General features: G+C 63.9%; 17 protein-coding genes. 6 read left to right on the forward strand and 11 right to left on the reverse strand.

Annotated elements, in window-relative coordinates:
• Window positions 1-33: 33 nt before the first annotated feature.
• The 9 genes from PCO31010_RS21090 to PCO31010_RS21130 all read right to left on the reverse strand — a co-directional run bounded on the left by PCO31010_RS21090 (window position 34) and on the right by PCO31010_RS21130 (window position 8,680).
• The gene (locus tag PCO31010_RS21090) at window positions 34-276 is read right to left on the reverse strand and encodes a DUF3820 family protein (RefSeq protein WP_150665995.1); all 243 of its coding nucleotides are present in this window, start codon (window positions 274-276) and stop codon (window positions 34-36) included.
• Between the two features lie 15 nt (window positions 277-291).
• On the reverse strand, window positions 292-933 hold the full coding sequence (locus PCO31010_RS21095) for a LysE family translocator (RefSeq protein WP_150665996.1): 642 nt from the start codon (window positions 931-933) through the stop codon (window positions 292-294).
• Window positions 934-1,132: 199 nt separating this feature from the next.
• A complete protein-coding gene (locus PCO31010_RS21100; RefSeq protein WP_150665997.1) occupies window positions 1,133-2,101 on the reverse strand; it encodes an ABC transporter substrate-binding protein in 969 nt (322 codons plus the stop codon).
• A gap of 59 nt (window positions 2,102-2,160) precedes the next feature.
• Window positions 2,161-3,417 (reverse strand): c-type cytochrome, encoded by a 1,257-nt coding sequence (locus PCO31010_RS21105; RefSeq protein WP_150665998.1) that lies wholly within the window; start codon window positions 3,415-3,417, stop codon window positions 2,161-2,163.
• 72 nt (window positions 3,418-3,489) lie between these two features.
• Entirely contained in the window at window positions 3,490-4,365 is an 876-nt protein-coding gene (locus PCO31010_RS21110; protein WP_150665999.1) for an ABC transporter ATP-binding protein, read from the reverse strand.
• The gene (locus tag PCO31010_RS21115; RefSeq protein ID WP_246184711.1) at window positions 4,359-5,504 is read right to left on the reverse strand and encodes an ABC transporter permease; all 1,146 of its coding nucleotides are present in this window, start codon (window positions 5,502-5,504) and stop codon (window positions 4,359-4,361) included. The genes PCO31010_RS21110 and PCO31010_RS21115 overlap by 7 nt, the downstream gene beginning before the upstream one ends.
• A gap of 24 nt (window positions 5,505-5,528) precedes the next feature.
• A complete protein-coding gene (locus tag PCO31010_RS21120) occupies window positions 5,529-6,590 on the reverse strand; it encodes an ABC transporter substrate-binding protein (protein ID WP_150666000.1) in 1,062 nt (353 codons plus the stop codon).
• Between the two features lie 72 nt (window positions 6,591-6,662).
• On the reverse strand, window positions 6,663-7,550 hold the full coding sequence (locus tag PCO31010_RS21125) for a class II aldolase/adducin family protein (protein ID WP_150666001.1): 888 nt from the start codon (window positions 7,548-7,550) through the stop codon (window positions 6,663-6,665).
• Window positions 7,551-7,582: 32 nt separating this feature from the next.
• On the reverse strand, window positions 7,583-8,680 hold the full coding sequence (locus PCO31010_RS21130; protein WP_150666002.1) for an LLM class flavin-dependent oxidoreductase: 1,098 nt from the start codon (window positions 8,678-8,680) through the stop codon (window positions 7,583-7,585).
• Between the two features lie 252 nt (window positions 8,681-8,932).
• Here PCO31010_RS21130 and PCO31010_RS21135 point away from each other — a divergent pair, with 252 nt between their 5' ends.
• From PCO31010_RS21135 to PCO31010_RS21160, 6 genes are all read left to right on the forward strand, one after another.
• The gene (locus tag PCO31010_RS21135) at window positions 8,933-10,213 is read left to right on the forward strand and encodes an acyl-CoA dehydrogenase family protein (RefSeq protein WP_150666003.1); all 1,281 of its coding nucleotides are present in this window, start codon (window positions 8,933-8,935) and stop codon (window positions 10,211-10,213) included.
• A complete protein-coding gene (locus tag PCO31010_RS21140; RefSeq protein ID WP_150666004.1) occupies window positions 10,210-10,875 on the forward strand; it encodes a cysteine dioxygenase family protein in 666 nt (221 codons plus the stop codon). The genes PCO31010_RS21135 and PCO31010_RS21140 overlap by 4 nt, the downstream gene beginning before the upstream one ends.
• A gap of 107 nt (window positions 10,876-10,982) precedes the next feature.
• Complete coding sequence (locus tag PCO31010_RS21145) at window positions 10,983-12,563, forward strand: rhodanese-related sulfurtransferase (protein WP_246184720.1); 1,581 nt, start codon at window positions 10,983-10,985, stop codon at window positions 12,561-12,563.
• A gap of 111 nt (window positions 12,564-12,674) precedes the next feature.
• Complete coding sequence (locus tag PCO31010_RS21150; protein WP_150666006.1) at window positions 12,675-13,805, forward strand: glycosyltransferase family 9 protein; 1,131 nt, start codon at window positions 12,675-12,677, stop codon at window positions 13,803-13,805.
• 838 nt (window positions 13,806-14,643) lie between these two features.
• On the forward strand, window positions 14,644-17,019 hold the full coding sequence (locus tag PCO31010_RS21155) for an autotransporter outer membrane beta-barrel domain-containing protein (RefSeq protein ID WP_150666007.1): 2,376 nt from the start codon (window positions 14,644-14,646) through the stop codon (window positions 17,017-17,019).
• A 245-nt stretch (window positions 17,020-17,264) separates the two neighbouring features.
• Entirely contained in the window at window positions 17,265-19,508 is a 2,244-nt protein-coding gene (locus PCO31010_RS21160; RefSeq protein ID WP_174985007.1) for an autotransporter outer membrane beta-barrel domain-containing protein, read from the forward strand.
• 100 nt (window positions 19,509-19,608) lie between these two features.
• Here PCO31010_RS21160 and PCO31010_RS21165 read toward each other — a convergent pair whose 3' ends face one another.
• On the reverse strand, window positions 19,609-20,103 hold the full coding sequence (locus tag PCO31010_RS21165) for a hypothetical protein (RefSeq protein WP_150666009.1): 495 nt from the start codon (window positions 20,101-20,103) through the stop codon (window positions 19,609-19,611).
• A gap of 5 nt (window positions 20,104-20,108) precedes the next feature.
• Entirely contained in the window at window positions 20,109-21,182 is a 1,074-nt protein-coding gene (locus tag PCO31010_RS21170) for a winged helix-turn-helix domain-containing protein (RefSeq protein ID WP_150666010.1), read from the reverse strand.
• Window positions 21,183-21,208 lie beyond the last annotated feature (26 nt).

Genomic DNA, 21,208 nt, shown 5'->3' on the forward strand with positions numbered 1-21,208 from the left:
CCCGATCTGCGCAAAACCACGCAGGCAAACGTCTTACTTAGGACGCGACGCCTGCGCGCGTGCCCGCAGCGGCTTGAGTAAGTCACCGAGCGCGTTGTGGTCGATCTCGTGCATCAGCGCGAGCAGACGGCCGATCTCGTTGGGGGGAAAGCCTTCGCGGGCGAACCAACTGAGGTAGTTGCCCGGCAGGTCGGCGATCATCGTGCCCTTGTGCTTGCCGTAGGGCATGGGCGTGGTTACGAGGCGCATCAGCGCGTCGGCGTCGAAATTAAGCATGAGCGCAGGTATAGCTCAAACCCGCGACGTCAGCAACTGCCACCCTGCCGCACCGAAGACGACGGCCAGACAGCCATCGAGCCAGCGGCGGATTCTGAGGTACACGCGCCGCGCGGTTTGGGTCGAGAACAACATCGCGTAGCCGCAAAAGATCATCAGCCCGAGCACCGCGCAGCCGGGCACGACGGCCACCGGCATGCTCCCGTCCGGTCCCGACGACAACGCGACCACAGACATCCACCCCAGTACCGCCTTCGGATTGGTGAGATGGAATAGCGTGCCGCGCACGTAGAGGCGCTTGAGGGACAACACCCCGTTGGCGTCCGTGGGTACGAACGTCGCTGCCTTTGACGGACGCAGCGCCGCACGCCCCGACTTGAACGCCAGCCACAGCAGATACGCACCGCCGAAGAGCTTGAGCGCGACGAGGAACTGCGCGTAGGCAAGCAGCGTCGCCGAGATCCCGAGCATGGCGACCGTCGCCCAGAACAACGAGCCGGACATGACGCCCAGTGCGAACGTGAGCGCCGGACGGCGTCCATGGTTGGCCGCGATGGACATGATCGCGAGATTGCTCGGCCCGGGACTTGCGGCGTTGACGAAGTACGCCGTGAAGGCGACCAGAAGATGGGCGGAGAGCGCGGTGCTGACGATCATGGCGGACCCTATGGACCTTATGGACATTGGGCCCGATGACCGATACCCGATGTGGGGCAAGCCGACGGGCACTCTGACGGGGAATCGTCAGAGTGTCGGGTCGCACCCCGCCTCGCGCCATAGACAGTTCGCGTGATTTCTACCGAGCCAGTTGTCGATGCGGCTGCCCTACGCCCGTGCGCTTAAGTGTTCCGCCTCGTTACACCTTGACGGAGAAGCGCCGGTCGAAGGTCGGCCGGACGTCGAGCGGCTGACGCAACAGCCCGACCTGCGCGTAGAAGTCCGCCGTGCGTTGTTGCTCGGCGACGAGTGCGTCGTCGATGTTGCGCCATTTCGTCGCGCGCCGCGAGAACTGGAGTTTCGCCGCTTCGACGGGAATGCCGATGATGCGCGCCATCGCGGCTGAGTACGCGTCCACGTGCTGGTACGACCAGACTTGCGCGCGCACGACTCGGGCCAGAAAGTCGCGCAGCACTTCCTGTTTGGCGGCAATGGCAGCGTCCGTTGCGGCGAGATAGCTCAGCCCCGACCAGAGCCCTCGACCGTTCACCAACACCCGCGCACGCCCCGTTGTTTCCGCCACAGCCGTATAGGGTTCCCACGTGGCCCACGCGTCGACCGAGCCGCTTGCCAGTGCGGTGACCGTATCGGCGGGCGGGAGGAAGCGGAAATTGACGTCGCCCGGCGCGAGCCCTGCTGCCGTGATCGCCTTGAGCGTGACGAAGTGCCCGATGGAGCCGCGCGTCGTGCCGATGTTTTTGCCCTTGAAGTCAGCGGCGGTGCGCAGCGTCGCGTCGGGGCGCACGAGCACGGCGGTGCCGAAAGCGTCCGAACGATTGGCGCCGATGATTTTGATGGCCGCCCCGGCGGACAGCGCGAAGATCACCGGCGCGTCGCCGATCGGTCCGCAATCGACGGCACCGGCGTTGAGCGCTTCGGCCAGCGGCGCGGCGGCGGGGAACTCCGTCCATTGGATGTCGTACGGCAACTGCTTCAGTTCGTCGGCCGCTTCGAGCAGCGCGCGCAGTCCGCCTTTCTGGTCGCCCGCCTTGAGGACAGGGCGTCCCGATTGAGCGAACGCGGTGCCCGGCAGCGCAATCGTGGTCAGCGCACCAGCGGCGCTGGAAGTCGTGACGTACTGCAGGAAACGGCGTCGGGAAATCGTCATGATGAAGGCCTGTGAGGGATCGGAAGGGTCTTGAGGTTGAGGTGTTGTGGCCGTGCGTGTCAGTGCACGAAGCCGCCTTTGACGAAGCGCACCGGGTCGCTATCCATCTCGCGGAGCGTGGCGGTGAGCGGGTCGCGTGCAGACGATTTGTCGCCGTCTTGAAGTGAGGTCGACGTCGTGCACATCAGGCCGCCGTCGGCCCAGCCGCGACGTCCTGCCGGGGCGAGCGCGCGCAGCCAGCCGTCGCGATCCGCCAGCCACTCCGTGCCCGCCAGACCCGATGCCGATGCGCCCGCAATCTGTGCGAAGACTTGCCACGCTTCGCTCGCATCGGCAACACAGTCCGCACGGGCACCGAACAGCGGCGTGACGTTGCCGGGTGTGCGCTGAGTCGTCACCGTGGCCACGGTAGCCACCTTGCGTACGGACGCGGCCGCCATCCCCGTCGCCTGAACATCGTCTCGCCGGATCAGCAGCGTGAGGAATCGCGGGTCTTCGAAAGGCGGGGGATGGGCTGCGTCGACTGCCACTACGCGAACGCGCTGATTGCCGCGCCATGCGTCCAGCGTGCGGTCGGGACGTCCCGCGCATTTCACGGCGACCGATGGCAGCGCAATCGGCACGGGCCAGCTGCCTCCGGCGGCCACGCCTGCGGACGCGGACAACACGCGCATGTAATCGAGGGCGGCCCACACTTCGCGGTCGCTCAGTCGACCGACGAAACCCGGCATGGTGACGCCCTGATCGTCGCGCATGCCGTACAGCACGTGCCAGAACAGCTCCCCGTCGGCGCGACGGCTCAGCAGCGCACTCGCCATCGTGGGCGGCCAGCGTCTGAGCGTTGCAGCGAGCGGCCCCTCACCGCGTCCATCCGCGCCGTGGCAGGCGGCGCATTGCGCCGAATAGATACGTGCGCCGCGCGCGATGCTGTCGACGGTGAAGTCCGTCGGACTCGTATGAAAGCTGGTCGGCACGGCGGCCGTCAGCCACAACTGAGGCGATGGCCACGGCGCGAAGACGAGCGCACCGATGGCCGCCACCGTCAGCCAACGCCACGCACGTCGCCAACACACGGCGAGCAGCAGGCAGACGACGGCGAATGCGATAGCCGCGAGCATCCACGCGAACTGTCGGGCGAGCGCCACGTCGATGACGAGGTTCTCGCCCGCAATGCGCTGCGCCCACGGCCACGCGGGCGCGCCGTGCGAATCGTCGGTGATGCCGAGCGCATAGAGCGCGCTCAGCCACGTCGATTGCACGAACTGCAAGGCTTGCAGCAACGCATTGAGCCAGAGATGCGAAGGCGGCGAGGTCATCGGTGCAGAGGCGACTTCAACGACATCGCAGTACGGCGAACCAATAGGCTAACGACAGCACCCAATTCAGAATTACCAGCTTGCATCGAGCCCCAGATGTCGGAGCGCTTCGTGGCGCAGTTCGGTGATGCGGGCGTCGCCGCGATGACGCGGGTAGGGCAGATCCACATGCAGCTCCGCCACGATCTTCGCCGGGCGCGGGCTGAACACGATCACGCGTTGCGCAAGGAACAGTGCCTCCTCCACGTCGTGCGTGACGAGCAGCGCAGAGAACCCTGCGCGCTGCCACAACTCGACCAGTTCGCTCTGCATCGCCAGCCGCGTGAGCGAATCGAGCTTGCCGAGCGGTTCGTCAAGCACCAGCAGGCGCGGGTCGTTCACGAGCGCACGAGCGAGCGCGACCCGTTGCGCCATGCCGCCCGAGAGTTGATGCGGGAAGGCGTCGGCGAACTCGGAGAGGCCCACGCGCGCGAGCGCCGCATCGACGCGATGACGTTCCTTCCTAAGCACGCCGCGCGCTTGCAGACCGAGCGCCACGTTGTCGCGCACAGTTCGCCAGGGGTAGAGCGTCGGGTCCTGAAACACCACGATGCGCGACGGATCGGGGCGCGTGATGGCCGCGCCGTCCTGCGAGATGGCGCCGCGCGTGGCCGTCTCCAGACCGGCGACAAGGCGCAGCAACGTGGACTTGCCGCATCCGCTCGGGCCGAGCAGCGCGACGAACTCACCGGGCGCGACTTTCAGATCGACGCCGTCGAGCACCTGCAATGGCGACTGACGTGAGCCGAACCAGTGACTTACGCCCTGAATGTCGATCTGCGCGCCGGTATCGTTGGCCGGATGTGCACCGTTGTGAATCGAAGGCGATGGCAAAGCGGCATCCGCACCTGCGAACGTGGGGGAAGAAGTTGACGAGGAAGTTGAGGACGAAGCGGCGGCGCTTACCATTTGACGGTTCCTTTCTGCCAGGCGAGTGCACGGTCGCGCACGGTGAAGAGCAGCGTGATGACGCCGGAGAAGAGCAGGGCCATGACGATCAGCGCGGCGTACATGTTCACGTAAGACGCCCAGCCTTGCGCCCATGTGAGATACCAGCCGAGGCCGGACTTCACGCCCATCATTTCGGCCGTCACCAGCACCGAGAACGACGCGCCCAGCCCCATGAACAGGCCGACGAAGACGTTCGGCAGCGCGGCCGGAATCGCCACGCGCAGCACCAGAAACGCTTCGGACGCGCCCAGCGTGCGTGCCACGTCGTAATAACTCTTGTTGACGCCTGCGACGCCCGACCACGTGAGCACGGCAACGGGAAAGGCCGTCGACAAGGCGATGAGGAAAGCCGCTGCGGAATAGCTCGAGGGGAAGAAGTAGAACGTGAGTGGCAACAGCGCCGTGGCGGGCACGGGGCCAAGCACGCGAAGCACCGGGTGCACCCAGTAACCAATGGCGCGCGACCAGCCGATCGAGACGCCGATCAGAAAGCCTGCAATCGCACCGAAGCCGAAGCCCAGGCCTAGCAGCTTGAGCGTGTTCGCGGCGCTGTCACCGAGACGTCGCCAGTCTTCCGTGTAGACCTCGATGAGCGCCTGCGGCGGTGCGAAGAACGGCGTAGGCAGCGAGCCAGTCTTCGCAGTCAGGATTTCCCAGGCGGAGAGCGCCACCGCAATGGCCACAAGCCACGGCCCGGCACCCGTCAGGGTTTCACGCAAGCGCAGCAGCGGCGGCGTCGCGCGACCGGCGACGGATAGCACTGCAAGCAAGGCGGCCACAGCCAGCGCAAACACGCCCAACTCGTCGGTGAAGGCCCAGTCGGAGAAGCCGACGACCTTGTTCGGCCAGCGCAGCGTGAGCGCACCGAAGGCGGCCCACGCCAGCGCTGCGGCGAAGCCCACACCCCACAGCGCAGACGTGCGCGGGGCGGCGAACAACTGGTCGATTTCGGTTTCGTCGAAGGCCGGGATGCGCGGCACGGAAGCGGCGCTCGCCGCACTGGTCCGCAGCGCGGAGCCTTCGGTCTGTTCCGTCAGCTCAAGCGCACTGGCGGGCGATGCACCGCGCAGTGCGGCGTTGTCGAGAATGGCACTCATGGTCACTTGTCCAGTGATGCGCGCTTAGCCCAGCACGTTGGCGTAGACGTGTTGCGCGAGTTTCTGCGGATCGGTCGTCTTCTTGAGCACACCGATGCGGCGGAAGTCGTCGGCGAAGTACGCGATCTCATCGCGCAGATCCACGCCGGTCGGGTGATGCGAATAGGTCAGCGTGGCGTAGAGCTTGCGCAGATCCTCGGGGCTGATCTTGGGCGAATACTTCGCGAAGATCTTCGCGGCCTCGTTCGGGTTCTCGTTGACGAATTCGGTGGCCTGCACGATGGAGCGTGCCAGCGCACTCGCCGCCGCGCGGTCGTTGCGCACCAGATCGCCGCGCGCGCCGATCACGCAGCACACCTTGCGGGCGTACTCGCCGGAGAGGTTCGTCGCCAGTTCGACGTAAGCGCCGTTGGTGCGCTTCTCCAGCAGATAGAGGTTCGGATCGCCGTCGGCAATCGCCTGGATCTCGCCCTTGTCGACGGCGACACCGAGCAGGTCGGCCGGGTACTGACGCCAGGTGATGTCGCGCTCGGCGTCGATACCGTTTTTCGCCAGCAGAATCTGGAAGAAGTGCTTGCCCGGTGCAGCCAGATCCGACACGCCGACCGTCTTACCCTTGAGGGCGGCGAGCGACGTAATGCCCGCCGCCTTCGAGCCGAGCAGGCGCACGCAGCCGCCGTGCGAGCTACCGATGATCTTCACGTCGAAGCCCGATTCGAGCGGTTTGAGCCAGCGGTGAATCATGCCCACGGCCGCGTCGGCCTTGCCGGTAGCGATGGATTCGAGCAACTGGTCCGTCGAGCCGCTGTAATTGATCAGGTCGACTTGCAGGCCGTTCTTCTCGAAGAAACCACGCTCCTGTGCGGCAACGATGGGCGTCAGGCAGAACGAGTTCTGATTCCACGCGAAGGTGAGCTTCTTCGGCTGCGACCAGGCCTGACGGCCAAGCAGCAGGGCGGGCGCGGCAAGCGCGACAGCGGTGCCTGCACGTAGCACCTTGCGGCGACCGGCGTGCACGTCGGCCTTGGTGGTGGTGCTGCTGATACCGGTAATGCCGGTGGTCTTGTCGGTGTGGCGGAACTTCATGGGTACGACTCCCCTGTTGATTGCTGATGTTTGTGTGTCTGGCGCTTTAGTCGATCACGTCTGTCGATCACGTCAGTCAAGCAGATCAGGCTCGGCTTCGACGAGACCTTCGTAAAGACTCTCGAACGAATACAGCGCGCCTTCCGGGCCGCCGACCTGACTGTGCGTGTGACGTGCCGTCGAATCGTCTATGGGTTGCGGCGTGCCAGCCGCCTCGGCGAGCAATTGCGTGTGCGCCACGTTCTCCAGCGCGATGTACCACCACGCGGCGGCTTCGACGCTCGGACCGGCGGTGAGAATGCCGTGGTTCTTCAGAATCACGCCTTTGACGGTGCCGCTGCCATCCGGCTTGTTCAGCGCGTGCGCAATGCGGTCGCCTTCGCTGCCGTCGACCACCATGCCGGTGAAGTCGTCGAACAGCGCGTGGTCTTCGAAGAAGCCGCACGAATCCTGCGTGAGCGGATCGAGCGGACGGCCCAGCGTCGACCACGCTTTGCCGTAGGTCGAGTGCGTGTGCGCGGCGGCGACCAGATGCGGATGCGCTTCATGGATGGCCGCATGAATGGCAAACGCCGCTTTGTTCAGGGGACGGTCGCCGACCACGGTCTCGCCTTTGGCGTTCACCAGCAGCAGATCGGAGACCTTGATGCGCGAGAAGTGCACGCCCAGCGGATTGACCCAGAAGTGATCGGGCAACTCCGGGTCTCGTGCGGTGATGTGACCGGCCAGCCCGAGATCGAAGCCGTGGCGCGCGAAAATGCGGAACGCGGCGGCGAGCCGTGTCTGACGATGGCGACGCTCGGCGAGGATGTCGCTGCGCACGGGCGGCGCGTCGAACCAGAAGCGCTGCTGCGGCGCGGCGTTGAGCACGAGGCCGGTCGGTGTGGTCTTGGTCTGCGCGGGTGGGGTGGACGTGGTGCGTCCGAAACTATGTGTGTCGACGGGCAGAACGGCTGCCATAGTGATTTCTCCGTGTCGTGTGGTGACGCCGCTCAGGCGGCGCGGCGCGTGGCGTCGTTCTGACGGTCGCGCTCGGCGACCAGCGTGCGCAGACGCGGAATCAGCTCGCGGCCGTAGTCGATGGCGTCGCCCAGCGGATCGAAGCCGCGAATGAGGAACGTCGTCACACCGAGGTCGTAGTAATCGAGCAAGGCGTCGGCGACTTGCTCCGGCGTGCCGACGAGGGCCGTTGAGTTCGAGCGTCCGCCGATCAGCTTGGCGATCTCCGTCCACAACACTTTGTCCAGACGCGCGCCCTTGTCGGCGGCCGCGAGCAGACGTCGTGCGCCTTCGCTTTGCAGCGCCGAGCCTTGCGGGACACCGGCGGCTTCACGGATCGCCTTGGCTTGCGCCAGAATCTTGTCGGCACGTTCCCACGCCTTCGCTTCGGTCTCGGCCAGCACCGGGCGGAACGACACCGAGAAGCGCGGCGTGCGGCCCTGCACGGCGGCGGCGGCGCGTACGCGTGTAGTGATGTCGCGCACCTGATCGAGCGATTCGCCCCACAGCGCGTAGATGTCGGCATGTTTGGCCGCGACTTCCAGAGCAGCGTCGGACGCGCCGCCGAAGAAGATCGGCACATGCGGCTGCTGCACGGGCTTGACCTCGGAGAAGCCCTGTTTGAAGCGGTAATACTTGCCGTCGTGATCGAACGGCGTGTCTTCCGTCCAGACGCGACGCAGGATGCTCAGGTATTCGTCGGTGCGCGCATAGCGCTCGTCATGCAGCAGGAAGTCGCCGTCGCGCTGCTGTTCTTCGTCCGATCCGCCGGAGATAAAGTGGACGCCGAGGCGGCCGCCACTGAACTGATCGAGCGTGGCGATCTGACGTGCGGCCAGCGTCGGCGCAACGAAGCCCGGACGATGCGCGAGCATGAAGTGGATGTTCTCGGTCACTGTGGCCGCATAGGCAATCGTGAGCGTGGCCGACGGGCTCGTGGAGTGATGGGGCACCAGAATGCGGTCGAAGCCGGATTGCTCGTGAGCGCGCGCAAAGTTGCGCACGTAGTCGCGGTCGACAGCGGCCCCCTTCTTGGGATGAATTTCGGACTGCTTACTGCTCTGAATCATGCCGATGATTTCTACGCTCATGACGACGTTCTCCTTGTGGGGTAAGGGACGCGTGCACGGCGACGTGGGTCGGTTTGCGCTACACGCCCATCGATCGGAACAGACGGTGAATGGGAGTGAGCCTACGCAAACAATCATCGAGCGTTAAATAATCATTTACGCAAAGATTATTCGATATGGATGGTTGGGCGCGGCATCGCCGAGCTTTACGCTAGGGGCACTGCGTAGATCGGCGCATTGTGCGTCGAACGCGTATTTGCTTATTCCAAAATCATGGCTTCTTCAGGTCTCGCATCTTCCGGGGCGGTGCTGCCACTGCCGCCCCAGCCACGTGGAGACGGCCCCGCACGTCACGCGCAACTCGATGCGCTCCTGCCTCCGATCACCCGCGCGCTGGCCGAGAGTGCGACAGCGCTCGATCGCGATGCACGTTTTCCATTTGACAATTTCGCGCTGCTGCATCGCCACGGGCTGATCTCGGAAGTGGTGCCGCGTGCGGCGGGCGGGGGTGGTGGCGGTCTCGCGACGGCACGTCGCATCGTCGGTGCCGTTGCCAAGGGGGAATCGGCCACTGCACTGGTGCTGACGATGACGTATCTCCAGCACCGCTCGCTCGTGCGGGAAAGCACGCGCTGGCCGCAGGCGCAGCGTCGCGCGGTGTTCGAGAGTGCGGTGCGTGAGGGTGCGCTGATCAACGCGCTGCGCGTGGAGCCGGATCTGGGCACGCCCGCCCGGGGCGGGCTGCCCTCTACGATTGCACGACGCACCGAGACAGGCTGGCGTTTGTCCGGCCGCAAGCTCTATTGCACGGGCATTCCCGCGTTGCGCTGGCTCAATGTGTGGGCACGCACGGACGAGGCGGAGCCGCGCGTCGGGGTGTTCTTGGTGCCACGTCCCGCCGGTCCGACGGATTCGCCAGACCGCCCGGGCATTCGCGTCGTACAGAACTGGGATCACCTCGGGCTGCGCGCGTCCGCCAGCCATGAGGTCGTGCTGGAGGACATCGATCTGCCGTTCGGTAACGCCGTCGATATTCGTCCACCGAACGAATGGGCACCGGCGGGGATCGGTCAGCGTGACAACGATGCACATATCGAACAACAGGCATGGATGAGCGTGCTGCTGGGCACGCTTTACGATGCGGTCGCGCGCGCTGGCGTCGACTGGCTCGTGACGTTCCTGAACACCCGTGTGCCGGGCAATCTCGGCGCGCCGCTGGCCACTGTGCCGCGCATTCAGGAGACCGTCGGAGAAATTGCCGCGTTGCTGCACGTCAACCAGCGTCTGCTGGACGCGGCGGCGCAGGCGGCCGATGCGGGAGAACCCGATGACGATATCGCCAGCGGTGCGCTAAAGTTCACGGTGACGGGCAATGCGATCCGAGTCCTCGAACTGGCCTTGCAGCTTTCGGGCAATCACGGGCTTTCGCGCAACAACCCGCTTGAGCGCTATCATCGCGACGTGCTGTGCAGCCGTATCCACACGCCGCAAAACGACACCATTCTGGGCGCTGCCGGTCGGCAGACGCTCGCTGCTTTCCGGGAATTCGCATGACGGGTACGACCGAAGTGCTGGATGGCATCGCCTTGTCGCGCGACCTGCCAGCTCACGATTACGACGCGCTCGATCCCTTGCGCACCTTCGTCGCCGGGTTCTCGCGACTGTTGGATCGACGTCCCAATGAAACCACGCTACTTGAAGAGGGCGCGGGCCTGCTCGCTCAACTGGTGGCGCGCGACGACTGGCTGCCCGACGCATTCGCCACGCCGCATCCCGACCATTACCAGCAGTTCTTGCTGCACTGCGACTCGGCGCAGCGTTTCTCCATCGTGAGCTTCGTCTGGGGCCCTGGGCAGCGCACGCCGATTCACGATCACACCGTATGGGGGCTGATTGGCATGCTGCGCGGCTCGGAAGACTCGCAACCTTATGTGCTCGACGCGAAGGGTGTTCCCGTCGTGGCAGGCGAGGCGGTGCGGCTACTGCCGGGCGACGTGGAAGTGTTGTCGCCGCGTCTGGGCGACATTCACCGCGTGAGCAATGCGTATGCGGATCGCGTGTCGGTGAGTATCCACGTGTATGGCGCGAACATCGGCGCGGTGCATCGCAGTGTCTTTACCGAGACGGGCGAGCGCAAGGGCTTCGTGTCCGGCTACGCCAACGCGCAGTTGCCCAATCCGTGGGGCAAGGCCGCGCCACCTGCCGACAAACAATAGACAAGCCTCAACGTTTCGACTTCTGAAGAATTCAAGGAATGACCGTGTCCGAGCATCCGAACCACACGACCCCCGATGCACCGTCGCAGGCCGCAGACTTCCCCGAACTGACCTACGCCGAAGTGCGCGCCGCGCTGCTCGCGCGTGAGGAAATTGCACTGCTCGACGTGCGTGAAGAAGACCCGTTCGCGCAGACGCACCCGCTGTGGGCCGCGAACCTCCCGCTTTCGCGCGTGGAGATCGACGCATGGGCGCGTATTCCGCGCCGCGACACGCGCATCGTCGTCTATGGCGTGCACGGCGGCGAGGATCTCGCACCGCGCGCAGCCGCCGTGCTGCGCAAGCTTGGCTACACGGACGTCAATCTGCTGGCGGGCGGTCTGGACGGCTGGATTGCCGCGGGCGGCGAAGTGTTCCGCGACGTGAACGTGCCGAGCAAGGCGTTCGGCGAGTGGGTCGAAGGGCTGCGTCACACGCCGTCGCTCTCGGCGCAGGAAGTGCAGGCGTTGCTCGACGCGGATGCCGACGTCGTGGTCGTCGACGCCCGTCGCTTCGACGAATATCAGACGATGAACATTCCCGGCTCGACGAGCGTGCCCGGTGCCGAACTGGTGCTGCGCGTTCGCGAGCTTGCGCCGGACCCGGCTACGCGCGTGATCGTCAACTGCGCGGGGCGCACGCGCAGCATCATCGGCACGCAATCGCTCGTGAACGCGGGGCTGCCGAATCCCGTCGCAGCGCTGCGTAACGGCACCATCGGCTGGACACTTGCCGGGCAAACGCTGGAGCGCGGCGCGGACCGTCGTCACCCGGCAACTGTGCGAGAGGCCACGCTGGCCGTTGCCCGAGAAGGCGCGCGCGCTGTGGCGGATCGTGCCGGTGTGCGCCGCGTGGCGCTTGAGGACGTGCCATCGCTGAATGCGCCCGGACGCACGGTCTACCGCTTCGACGTGCGCACGCCGGAAGAGTATGCGGTGGGGCATCTGCCGGATTTCGCAAACGTACAAGGCGGTCAGTTGGTGCAGGAGACGGACCATCAGGCACCGGTGCGCGGCGCATGGATCGTGCTGGCGGACGACGATGGCGTACGCGCCGACATGACCGGCTCGTGGCTCGCGCAGATGGGCTGGACGGTGTATGTCGTGGAGCCGCACAGCGCTCATGCCCGTAGCGCGCAAGGCGGCTGGCCGCTGCACACGCCGAGTGCACCGGAAGTCGCCACCGTCACGCCCGCGTTGCTCGCGCGCTGGCTCGACGAAGCGGCGCTGGGGCAGATCGCGGTGCTGGACTTCACGTCCGGCGTCAATTACGTCAAGCGGCATATCCCCGGCGCGTGGTTCGTGATTCGTGCGCGTCTGGCCGAAGCCCTGCGCACCATCGGGCCGGTGCAACGCTATGTGCTGACGTGCGGCTCCAGCTTGCTGGCACGTTTCGCGGCGGCCGACCTGCGTCGTCTGACCGATGCCGAGATCGTAGTGCTCGACGGCGGCACGCAGGCATGGATCAACGCCGGGTTGCCGCTGGAGTCCGGTGAGACACATCTGGGCAGCGCGCGCGATGATCGCTATCGCCGTCCGTACGAAGGCACCGATAATGCGGCCGAGGCCATGCAGGCCTATCTCGACTGGGAGTTCGGTCTCGTCGACCAGTTGCATCGCGACGGCACGCATCACTTTCAGGTGGTGTAAGCCGTCAACGTTCAGGGCATTCGACCGAGTCTGCCGGGGCGCACGCCGTCCCGGCGGTGCGCCCGTGGCATACTCCGGAACTTCCGGCGCTGCCCTGCTTTCGATCCGACCATGCCACTTCCGCGTTTCATCACCCGCCGACTGGAGGCGCTCACCGAGCCGAGCACCCGTATTCCGTACGCGTGGGTGTATCACGAGCCCGACGTCTTCATGCAACGCACGTCGGCGTTCAAAGTCGCCAAAAAATATCTCCACCGCCGTCTGCGTCTCGCGATGAGCGGACAACTGCGCCATGAGGTGCAGCACGTCGCACCGCAAGCGCGCGTGTTGTGGATTTACGGTGGAAAGCATTCCGTGGGCGATGCCGTGATGGATATGTCGGGCCGTGCGCTACTGCGCGGACGCGAAGGCCCCATCGATCTGCTCATCAGCACGGGACTCAAAGCGGTCTTCGAGGGCGACGACATCTTCCGAAATGTCTTCGACGATCCGGCCGCGGTGAATCCGGCCGAGTACGACGTCGTCGTCATGCAGGAATTCAACTACCCGACGTTGCGCATCAAGCGCCGCTTTTTCGCGACGCTCCCCTTCGCGTGCCTGTTTCGCTTTTTCCACGGCCCGGACCGGAATCAGACGCAATTCAGTCTGGCAGCCGTCAACGATGTTTTCGGCCTGGAACTGGCGCCGGACGAACTCTTTACACAGGCGAAGCCGTATTTGCGCGATGAGACGGACTTGCCTGCGGCTGTCGTGAATCAAATGCCTGCGGGACCGTTCATCGTGCTGGCGATGGGGGGCGTGGAGCCGCGCCGCACCTATGCGCATTGGCGCGCGTGCCTCGATGCCTACGATGCGGCGTACGCGCCCGGTCTACCCACGGGTATCGTGCTGTTGGGTTCGGGCAACGGGGCCGATGCCGCCCGGGCGCTCATGGAAGCGAAATTCCGGCATCTCGAAATGGTGTCGTTCGTCGGCCAGTTGACGCTGCGCGACGCGAAGCGCGTGATCGCGAATGCCGCACTGTTCGTCGGCGCCGATGGGGGGCTGATGCACGTGGCCCACACCACGCGAGCGCCAAGCGTGTCGCTGTTTGCTGCTGCGGAGCCGCCGTATCTGCGTCTCACACCGCGCTGTCAGTCGACACCTTTGCAAACGCAAAGCGACGTGAGCGCCCTCGATCCCGCCGAGCTTGCCGAGACCATCATCGCGACCCTCGCCAGTCATCCCCCACGCCTTCGGTAAGGCGTTCATCGCGCGTTCGCGAGCGCTTTGCGCGTCGCGGGTCCGCTCCATCCCCACACCACACAACAGCGCTGTCACCCCTCCACAGAGGTCGGTGGCGGCGCTGCTTCGCCTGCGCCGCGCACATTCGCGACCGGCGCATCTTCGGCTCACGTTGCCCTTTTTGTGTCGCCGAAGCAACAAGGGTGACGTCCGATTAATTCGAGTGAATTGCCGTGAAAACCAACGTATGCGATCGCCTTTCGGCGGCGCTGACGCTTATCGTTTGCTTCGATCGTCGTCGAGCAAAGAGGATTCAATAACGATTTGTCAGGCACGCAGGTGGAAGTCGGTGAGGTTGTGCCTTATCGATGCAGAAAGAGAATATCTGCGGGCGTGTCGGGATGCTTGTAGTGCGGCGACGAGTGTCCCGACATGCCTTGGGAAGTGCGCGTAGGGGTGCGTGCACTGCCCTACCACTGGCTTGACGTGGCCTGAGAGCTGGTTCCCCTAACCTGGCTTCCAGGACCCTTGTTCCCCGCACAGTTTCGGCTGTGCGGGGATTTTTTCGTTGCCGGTCACCTGTCAACGTTGACAGGTGACGCATTGCCATGTGTCGCCTAAGGTAAGTCGAAATGACTAGGTGTATGCACGTCACGGGTGGTTTTTCTGCATGACGAATCGGATTTTGGCCGCTCAGATGCGAATTTGGCGCATGACAAGAGACTTCGAATAACAACTCGATTGCGCGCAACGCAGACTGAAATGGCATGGCGAAGGGCAACGCCAAGGAACTCGTTTTCTTGAAGTTGTGAGCTGGGATGGCGGAGGCTAGCCCGGTCTTTGGGAGCCAACGATCATGCGTAACTCTATCTCCGTGAAACCTCGGCAGCGCGTGCTGGCGTCGGCTGTCGGGCTGGCCGTCGCGTCGCTCGCTATCCCGGCTCAGGCCGGTACGGTGACATCGGGCACTACCACGGTGGCCGCTCCGGGCGATGCCAATACCACCTGGACGGTGACTAACAACTCCACGTTGAACGTCCAAAGTGGCGCATCGACCAACTGGATATCGTTGAAGGGCGATCCACCCTCGACGGGACGGCCTCAACTGATCATGGACGGCGCGACCGTTATCTCGACGCTGCCGCCGCTCCCCACTTCCCCGCCCGGCTCGACGCCGCCACCGGCGATCAGCGTACGCAACGCCTCGGCAACCATCTCCAACTCTACGATCTCCAGCCCGAACAACATCGGTATCGAATTCGTCACTCAACTGACAGCCGGGCTCCAGCCCTCGACGGGGACGATCACCAACAGTACGGTTTCCGGATTTCAGTACGGCGTGGCGGCGAGCGCCGGGGCGACCGTGACGATCACCAATTCGACCCTGAGCGCTGGCACCGGGACTAACGGCGGGATCAATGGCGGGCTGATCAATTTCGACTCGAACGTGACCGTCAACGGCGGTTCCATCAGTGGCAATCTGGCCGGTGTCGGTGCCATCTCGCTCAATACCGGGCTCTCGATCATCTCGAACACGACGCTCAACGGCGTCGCGGTAAGCGCGGCCAGCGGCCCCGCGATTCTCATTGCACCGGGGCGTCCCATATATACCGGTCACACCGCTAATGTCTTGGTGCAAAACGGCACGACGCTACAGGGCAGCAATGGATTCGCGGTGCAGGCGAACGGCAGCGTGACAGGCAACGTGACCATCGACGGCGCGAACACGGTGATCGGCGGGAATGTCGGCAGCGACGGCACCGCCACGCTCAATCTCACGCTTCAGAATGCCGCCTCGCTCACCGGCAATCTGACCAATCTGAATTCGCTGGCGGTCAACTCGAGTGCCGTGTGGCGTCAGGCAGGCGACAACACCGTTTCCAACGTGACGATGAATGGCGGCACGATCGACGTCTCCGGTACCGCGCTCGGTACGTCGACGCTGCGTACCTTGAACATCGGCACGCTGGCGGGTAGCGGCACGTTCCAGATGAGCACGAATCTGGGCACACATTCGGGCGATCTGCTCAATGTGACCGGCGCCGCCACCGGCGACTACCAGGTTCTGGTGCGCAACACCGGCGCGCAGCCGACCAACTTCTTGCCGCTGACCATTGTGCAGACCGGCGGAGGCGGTGCAGGCTTCGGGCTGGTCAACGGCAAGGTCGATATCGGCGTGTACACCTACAAGTTGCAACAGCAAGGCAACAACTGGGCGCTCGTGACCGACACCGGTACCCCCGTCGACCCGCGCACGGGCGAGGAGACGCTCGATGTCGTGACGGGAGATCCGGGCGATCCGGCGACCGGCGATCTGTCACCGAGCACGCAGACCGTGCTGGGGCTGTCGTCCGCTGCGCCCTCCGTCTGGTATGGGGAGGCGACAGTCCTTCGCACCCGCATGGGCGAGTTGCGAATGGACGATCAGCGCAATAGCGGTGTCTGGGCACGCACCTTCGGCAAGCAATTCAATGGCAAGCCCAATGCGGGAACCAGCTATCGCCAGACGCAATATGGCGTGGTGGCGGGCGTGGACGGGGTGGTCGGGCAGACATGGGGCGGCTCGTGGCTGGTAGGCGCGATGCTCGGCACCAGCCACAGCAAACTCACCTTCGAGAATGCCTCGACGGGGGGCGTGAATAGCTATTCCGCCGGACTCTACGCGACCTGGCTTGGCCCGACGGGATGGTATTTCGACGGTGTGTTCAAGTACAACCGTTTCCAGAACACTGCCGACGCTGTGATGAACGATGGCGTCGCCGCGCACGGCAGCTTCAACAACAATGGCGTGGGGCTGCAACTGGAGTTCGGCCGACATCTCGAGTTCGGCGATCGCTGGTTTGTGGAGCCTTATGTTCAGTTCTCGGCGCTGGGGGTGAGCGGGGCCGATTACGGACTGACCAACGGGATGGTGTCCAACTCGGCGCACAGCGGGTCCGTACAGGCGCGCGTTGGCGCTGCGTTCGGCAAGACGCTGACGCTGCCCGGTGGCGGCGCGATTCAGCCGTATCTGAAGATTGCGCTGGTCCAGGAATTCATCAAAAGCAACCAGACCACCATCAACGGCATTGTGTTCAACAACGACTTGTCAGGCACGCGCGCGGAGTTTGGCGCCGGGGTGGTCGGGCAATTGCGGCGCAACGCTCAGGTCTATGTGGAAGCTGAGACTGCGGTGGGCAAACGTCTCAACCAGTCCTGGGGAGCGCAGATCGGCGTGCGTTACACCTTCTGAGTCTTTCAACAAAATCTGTGATGATGCTTCAAAATCGATGAAATTTTATTAAATTCACTGATATTCGTCTTAAGTTGACGTAGATTCGCGGTTCTTGCGCATATCGTTCGCCTTGCTTTTTTACCCCGACAAGGATTATCGATATGCCATCCCAAGCCCAGACACCTTTTCGTGTCCGCCTTTTAGCGGCCGCCGCGTCCGCTCTCGTTTTCGCGCCTCTGGCGCACGCGCAAACCAACCCGGTCATGATGATCGACACGCCCGGCCCCGGCGGCATGGCCCACGTTGTCTCGGCGACCGACAACATGGGCGTGACCGTGACGGGCGCAGGAATTGCGAACATCGGCGGCGGGGGCAGAATCTCGATCGATGGCCGGACCCCGATGTCGTACCTGCGTACGACGAATGGCGGCACGAGTTTCATCAGTGAAATCAACATTACGGGCTACGCCGGCGTAGCACCGAGTTCTGCGCTGGCGACCGCGATGTATGGATCGACCGTCACGCTCATCGATTCGACGATCAGGAACTCCGGCGATGTCGCCTTTTGGGCGGCGCGCGGCAATACCGACATGAACGTGCCGGGTTCGACCGTGCACATGGATAACGTGATCCTGGAAGGTAGCGGCCGCGCGCTCGTGGTGGCTGGCGACAGCACGGTCGACGTTAAGAATTCGCACATCTCGGCAACGCGTCGCGACGGTGCGCGCATGAATTACGCCGTGCAGGTGACCGATTCCCAGTTCACTGCCGTCGATACGACGATTTCAGGGTCGGACGCCGCTGTGAAGATCACCACCGAGTCGCGCCCGCAGCGGGCCGGTTCGACGGTCGTGCTGGACAACGCGCGTCTGCTTGCCGAAGGTGCGGGCATTCGAATCGAGCGCGGCGTTCTGAGTGCGCCGGGCGATTTCATGATCGACGTCGATATCAGGAACGGCACGACCATCAAGGCTGACAGTGGCACGCTTCTCAGTGTCACGTCGGTGCCGAATGCGACGACGCCGTATCACGTCAACGTGAACGTGGACAACAGCGTTCTCGAGGGCGACATGATGTTCCATCCAGAACACATGACGAACGAGCCTGTCGACACACGTCTGCGCCTGGACAACCACGCGATCCTGACCGGCCGAATCGACGGTCTGGCCCATCTGCACGTCAACAACGACGCCGAGTGGCGTCTTGTCGACAACCAGGTGCTCGCGGGCGAGGTGATCATGGGCGGCGGCGTGATCGATCTGCGTCATGGCGAGGTCCCCGGTCAGTTCCGTACGCTGGAGATTGCCACGCTTGCGGGCGAGGGCACCTTCCGCATGCAAACGGATCTCGAGCACGGTGGTGCCGACCAACTGCACCTGACCGACAACGATTCGACGGGCCAGTTCAAACTCGACGTGCGCAATACGGGCGCGTTCGCCGCAATACCAGTGCAGCAACTGGTGCAGGACGATGGCGGTGCCGCAACCTTCTCCGTCGTCGGCGGCAAGGTCGATCTCGGCACTCGCGCCTATGAACTGGCGGCGCGCGAGGAAGATGGCAAGCGCTATTGGGAGTTGGTGCGCACCGAAGAGCAATCCAATAGCACCGAGACGGTTCTCGGCGCGGCCAGCGCCCTGCCGACAGTGTGGCTCGGCGAGATCACAACCCTGCGTGCGCGTCTGGGCGAAGTCCGCCTGAACGAAGGCAAGGGCGGTGGCGTGTGGGCGCGTACGTTCGGCAACCGATACAACGCCAAACCGGCGGGCGGCCACGGTTATTCGCAGGATCAGTGGGGCGTGCTCGCTGGCGCCGATGGTATCGTCGCCAGCAACGGCGCGGGCCAGTGGCTCGTCGGTGGGATGGCGGGTACGTCGACCAGCCGGATGAAGTTCGGTGTCGGCTCCACCGGCAGCGTCGAGAGCTACACGGTAGGCATGTACGCGACGTGGCTGGGCAAGAACGGCTATTACTTCGACGGCGTGCTCAAGTACAACCGTTACGCATCCGACCTCGATGTGATGATGCGCGACGGTCGCCGCAGCAAGGGCGACTACCATGCCAATGGTCTCGGTCTATCGACGGAATTTGGCCGCAAGCTGTCGTTCAACAACGGCTGGTTCGTCGAGCCTTATGCGCAAGTCGCCGCCATGATGTCGAGTGCCTCCGACTACACGCTCGATAACGGTATGCAAGTCGACGCGGGGCGTGGCCGTTCGGTGCAGGGCGCGCTGGGTATCGGCGTGGGTAAGACGATCGAAACGAAAATGGGGACGTTCGAGCCTTACGTTCGCGCCGCGGTGGTGCAAGAGTTCGCGAAGAACAACGCGGTCGTGATCAACGGCGAAGCCTTCAATAACGACTTGTCGGGTACGCGCGCAGAGTTCTCCGTCGGTCTCGCGGCCCAGATGCAGAAGAACCTTCAGGCCTATATCGATACGTCGTACGCCGTGGGCAAGCGTCTCGAAAAGCCTTGGGGCGTCAATGTGGGCGTGCGCTACACGTTCTGAAAATAACGAGAGGCGAAGATACGGCCGGGTGTCGACATGAGCGAACACCTGGCCCGGATCTTCTTCAACCCTGTGCGACGTGATATCGCACAGGGTTTTTTTATTGCCGCTCGCAAAAGAGGCGGGGCTGGTCGACGAACGCCATCGCCGCGTTGTTCTTCACGCGCACGATCTGGAAGTAATCGGTGTTGCCGGGACGAAAACGCGGCAGCAGATGTCGCAAGACTTTCTCCTCGTCCGAGTTGTCGCTCAGCATTCGGGCGCTACGCGTGGTGGTCATGCGCACGGTGTCGGCGAGCGTCTGATAGTCGAACTCCATCGCGCGATGAATTCGCGTCGACGAGCGGCCGTCGGCGATGTAGCCGGCGAAGCGGGAAAACCCCGTGCCGTCCCGGCCAAACGCCGTGTCGAGTTCTCCCCAGACCCGCACCATGCCGGGTTGGGGCGTATCCGAATGTGTCACGATTTCAATGTCGGAGTGACATTGCCAGGGCATGCGCTGCGGCGTTGTGGTCAGCCACACGACCACCCACGGCACGATGACGGCGAGTGCCGTTCCGAGCACAACGTGGCGCAGGCGAATTCGGAGTCTCATTGCAATCACCGGTTGCCCGTCTCCTGCATGACCAGATACGAAACACAGTTCGCATCGGGACGATCAATGGGTTGTCGGCAGAGGAAGTAACTGTACAAATCGTTGTACGCAGTGCCGTTGATGTAGACCAGCCGTTCGGGAAAGTCGACGATCGATTTGGGAGGCTCCTTTTCGATCATGCTCACGCGATTCGCGAGGAACTGGGCGTCACCCGCGCGCTCCGGCGTCACGAAGTAGCGATGGGTCTCGTCGCTCGGCACGGGGACCCATTGGCCCGAACGCGCATGTTGATACAGATTTCCGAGCAACGGCGGAAGCGTTCGGAAAGCATAAATGGCACTTGCCAGCGCGATGATCGTCCAGAGGCCCATCGCGAAGAAGAGATGCGTGGTGCGTACCGGCCGCACAAGCATGCGGTGCCGGGCAAGGGGGGGGACATCGTGGGACGAAGGGATTGTCACCGGCGATGTCGTTGCCACCACGGCGTCCGAGGGGATGGGCGTAAGCGCAGGAACACCGTCTGTCGTCAACGGGATGTCGCCTGGCAATCCCGCTTCCGATGCGGTTGCGGATGCCGTTGGCGACATCGGTGCGAGATCGGATTCAATTTCGCGAACGATCGCTTCCGTGATGGGAAAAGAATTTTCTGGTTCCGAGTCACTTTGGGATTTTTCATCGAAAAAGTGAGGTATCGGAAGCACCGGAGAGGCCGGAAGTACGCTTTCGACTGCGCTGGCGTCGACGAACGGACTGACCTTCACAACGCTGTTCAGGCGATAGCCGATGCGCGGCACGGTCACCAATAGCGAGGGGTCGGCACCGGCTTGCTCGAAGGCGCGCCGGATCTGCATGATTGCCTGGCTCAAATTGTTGCTCGTCACGACGGCGCCGTATTGCTCCCATGCCTTGCCGAGCATTGCACGCTTGGTGACGATTTCGCCGTTCGCTTCGAGCAGCACCAGCAAGCACCGGCCTGCTGCCGCGCCCAGTGGGAGCGACACGTTGGGATTCCCTTTGGTAGCAAGCGCAAACGTATCGCTGTCGAAACGTACGGCGTCGCCGATCAGGAACTTGGCCATCTATGAATGTAAGAAAGCGGCGTTGC

Source organism: Pandoraea commovens (assembly GCF_902459615.1).
Taxonomy (GTDB): Bacteria; Pseudomonadota; Gammaproteobacteria; order Burkholderiales; family Burkholderiaceae; genus Pandoraea; species Pandoraea commovens.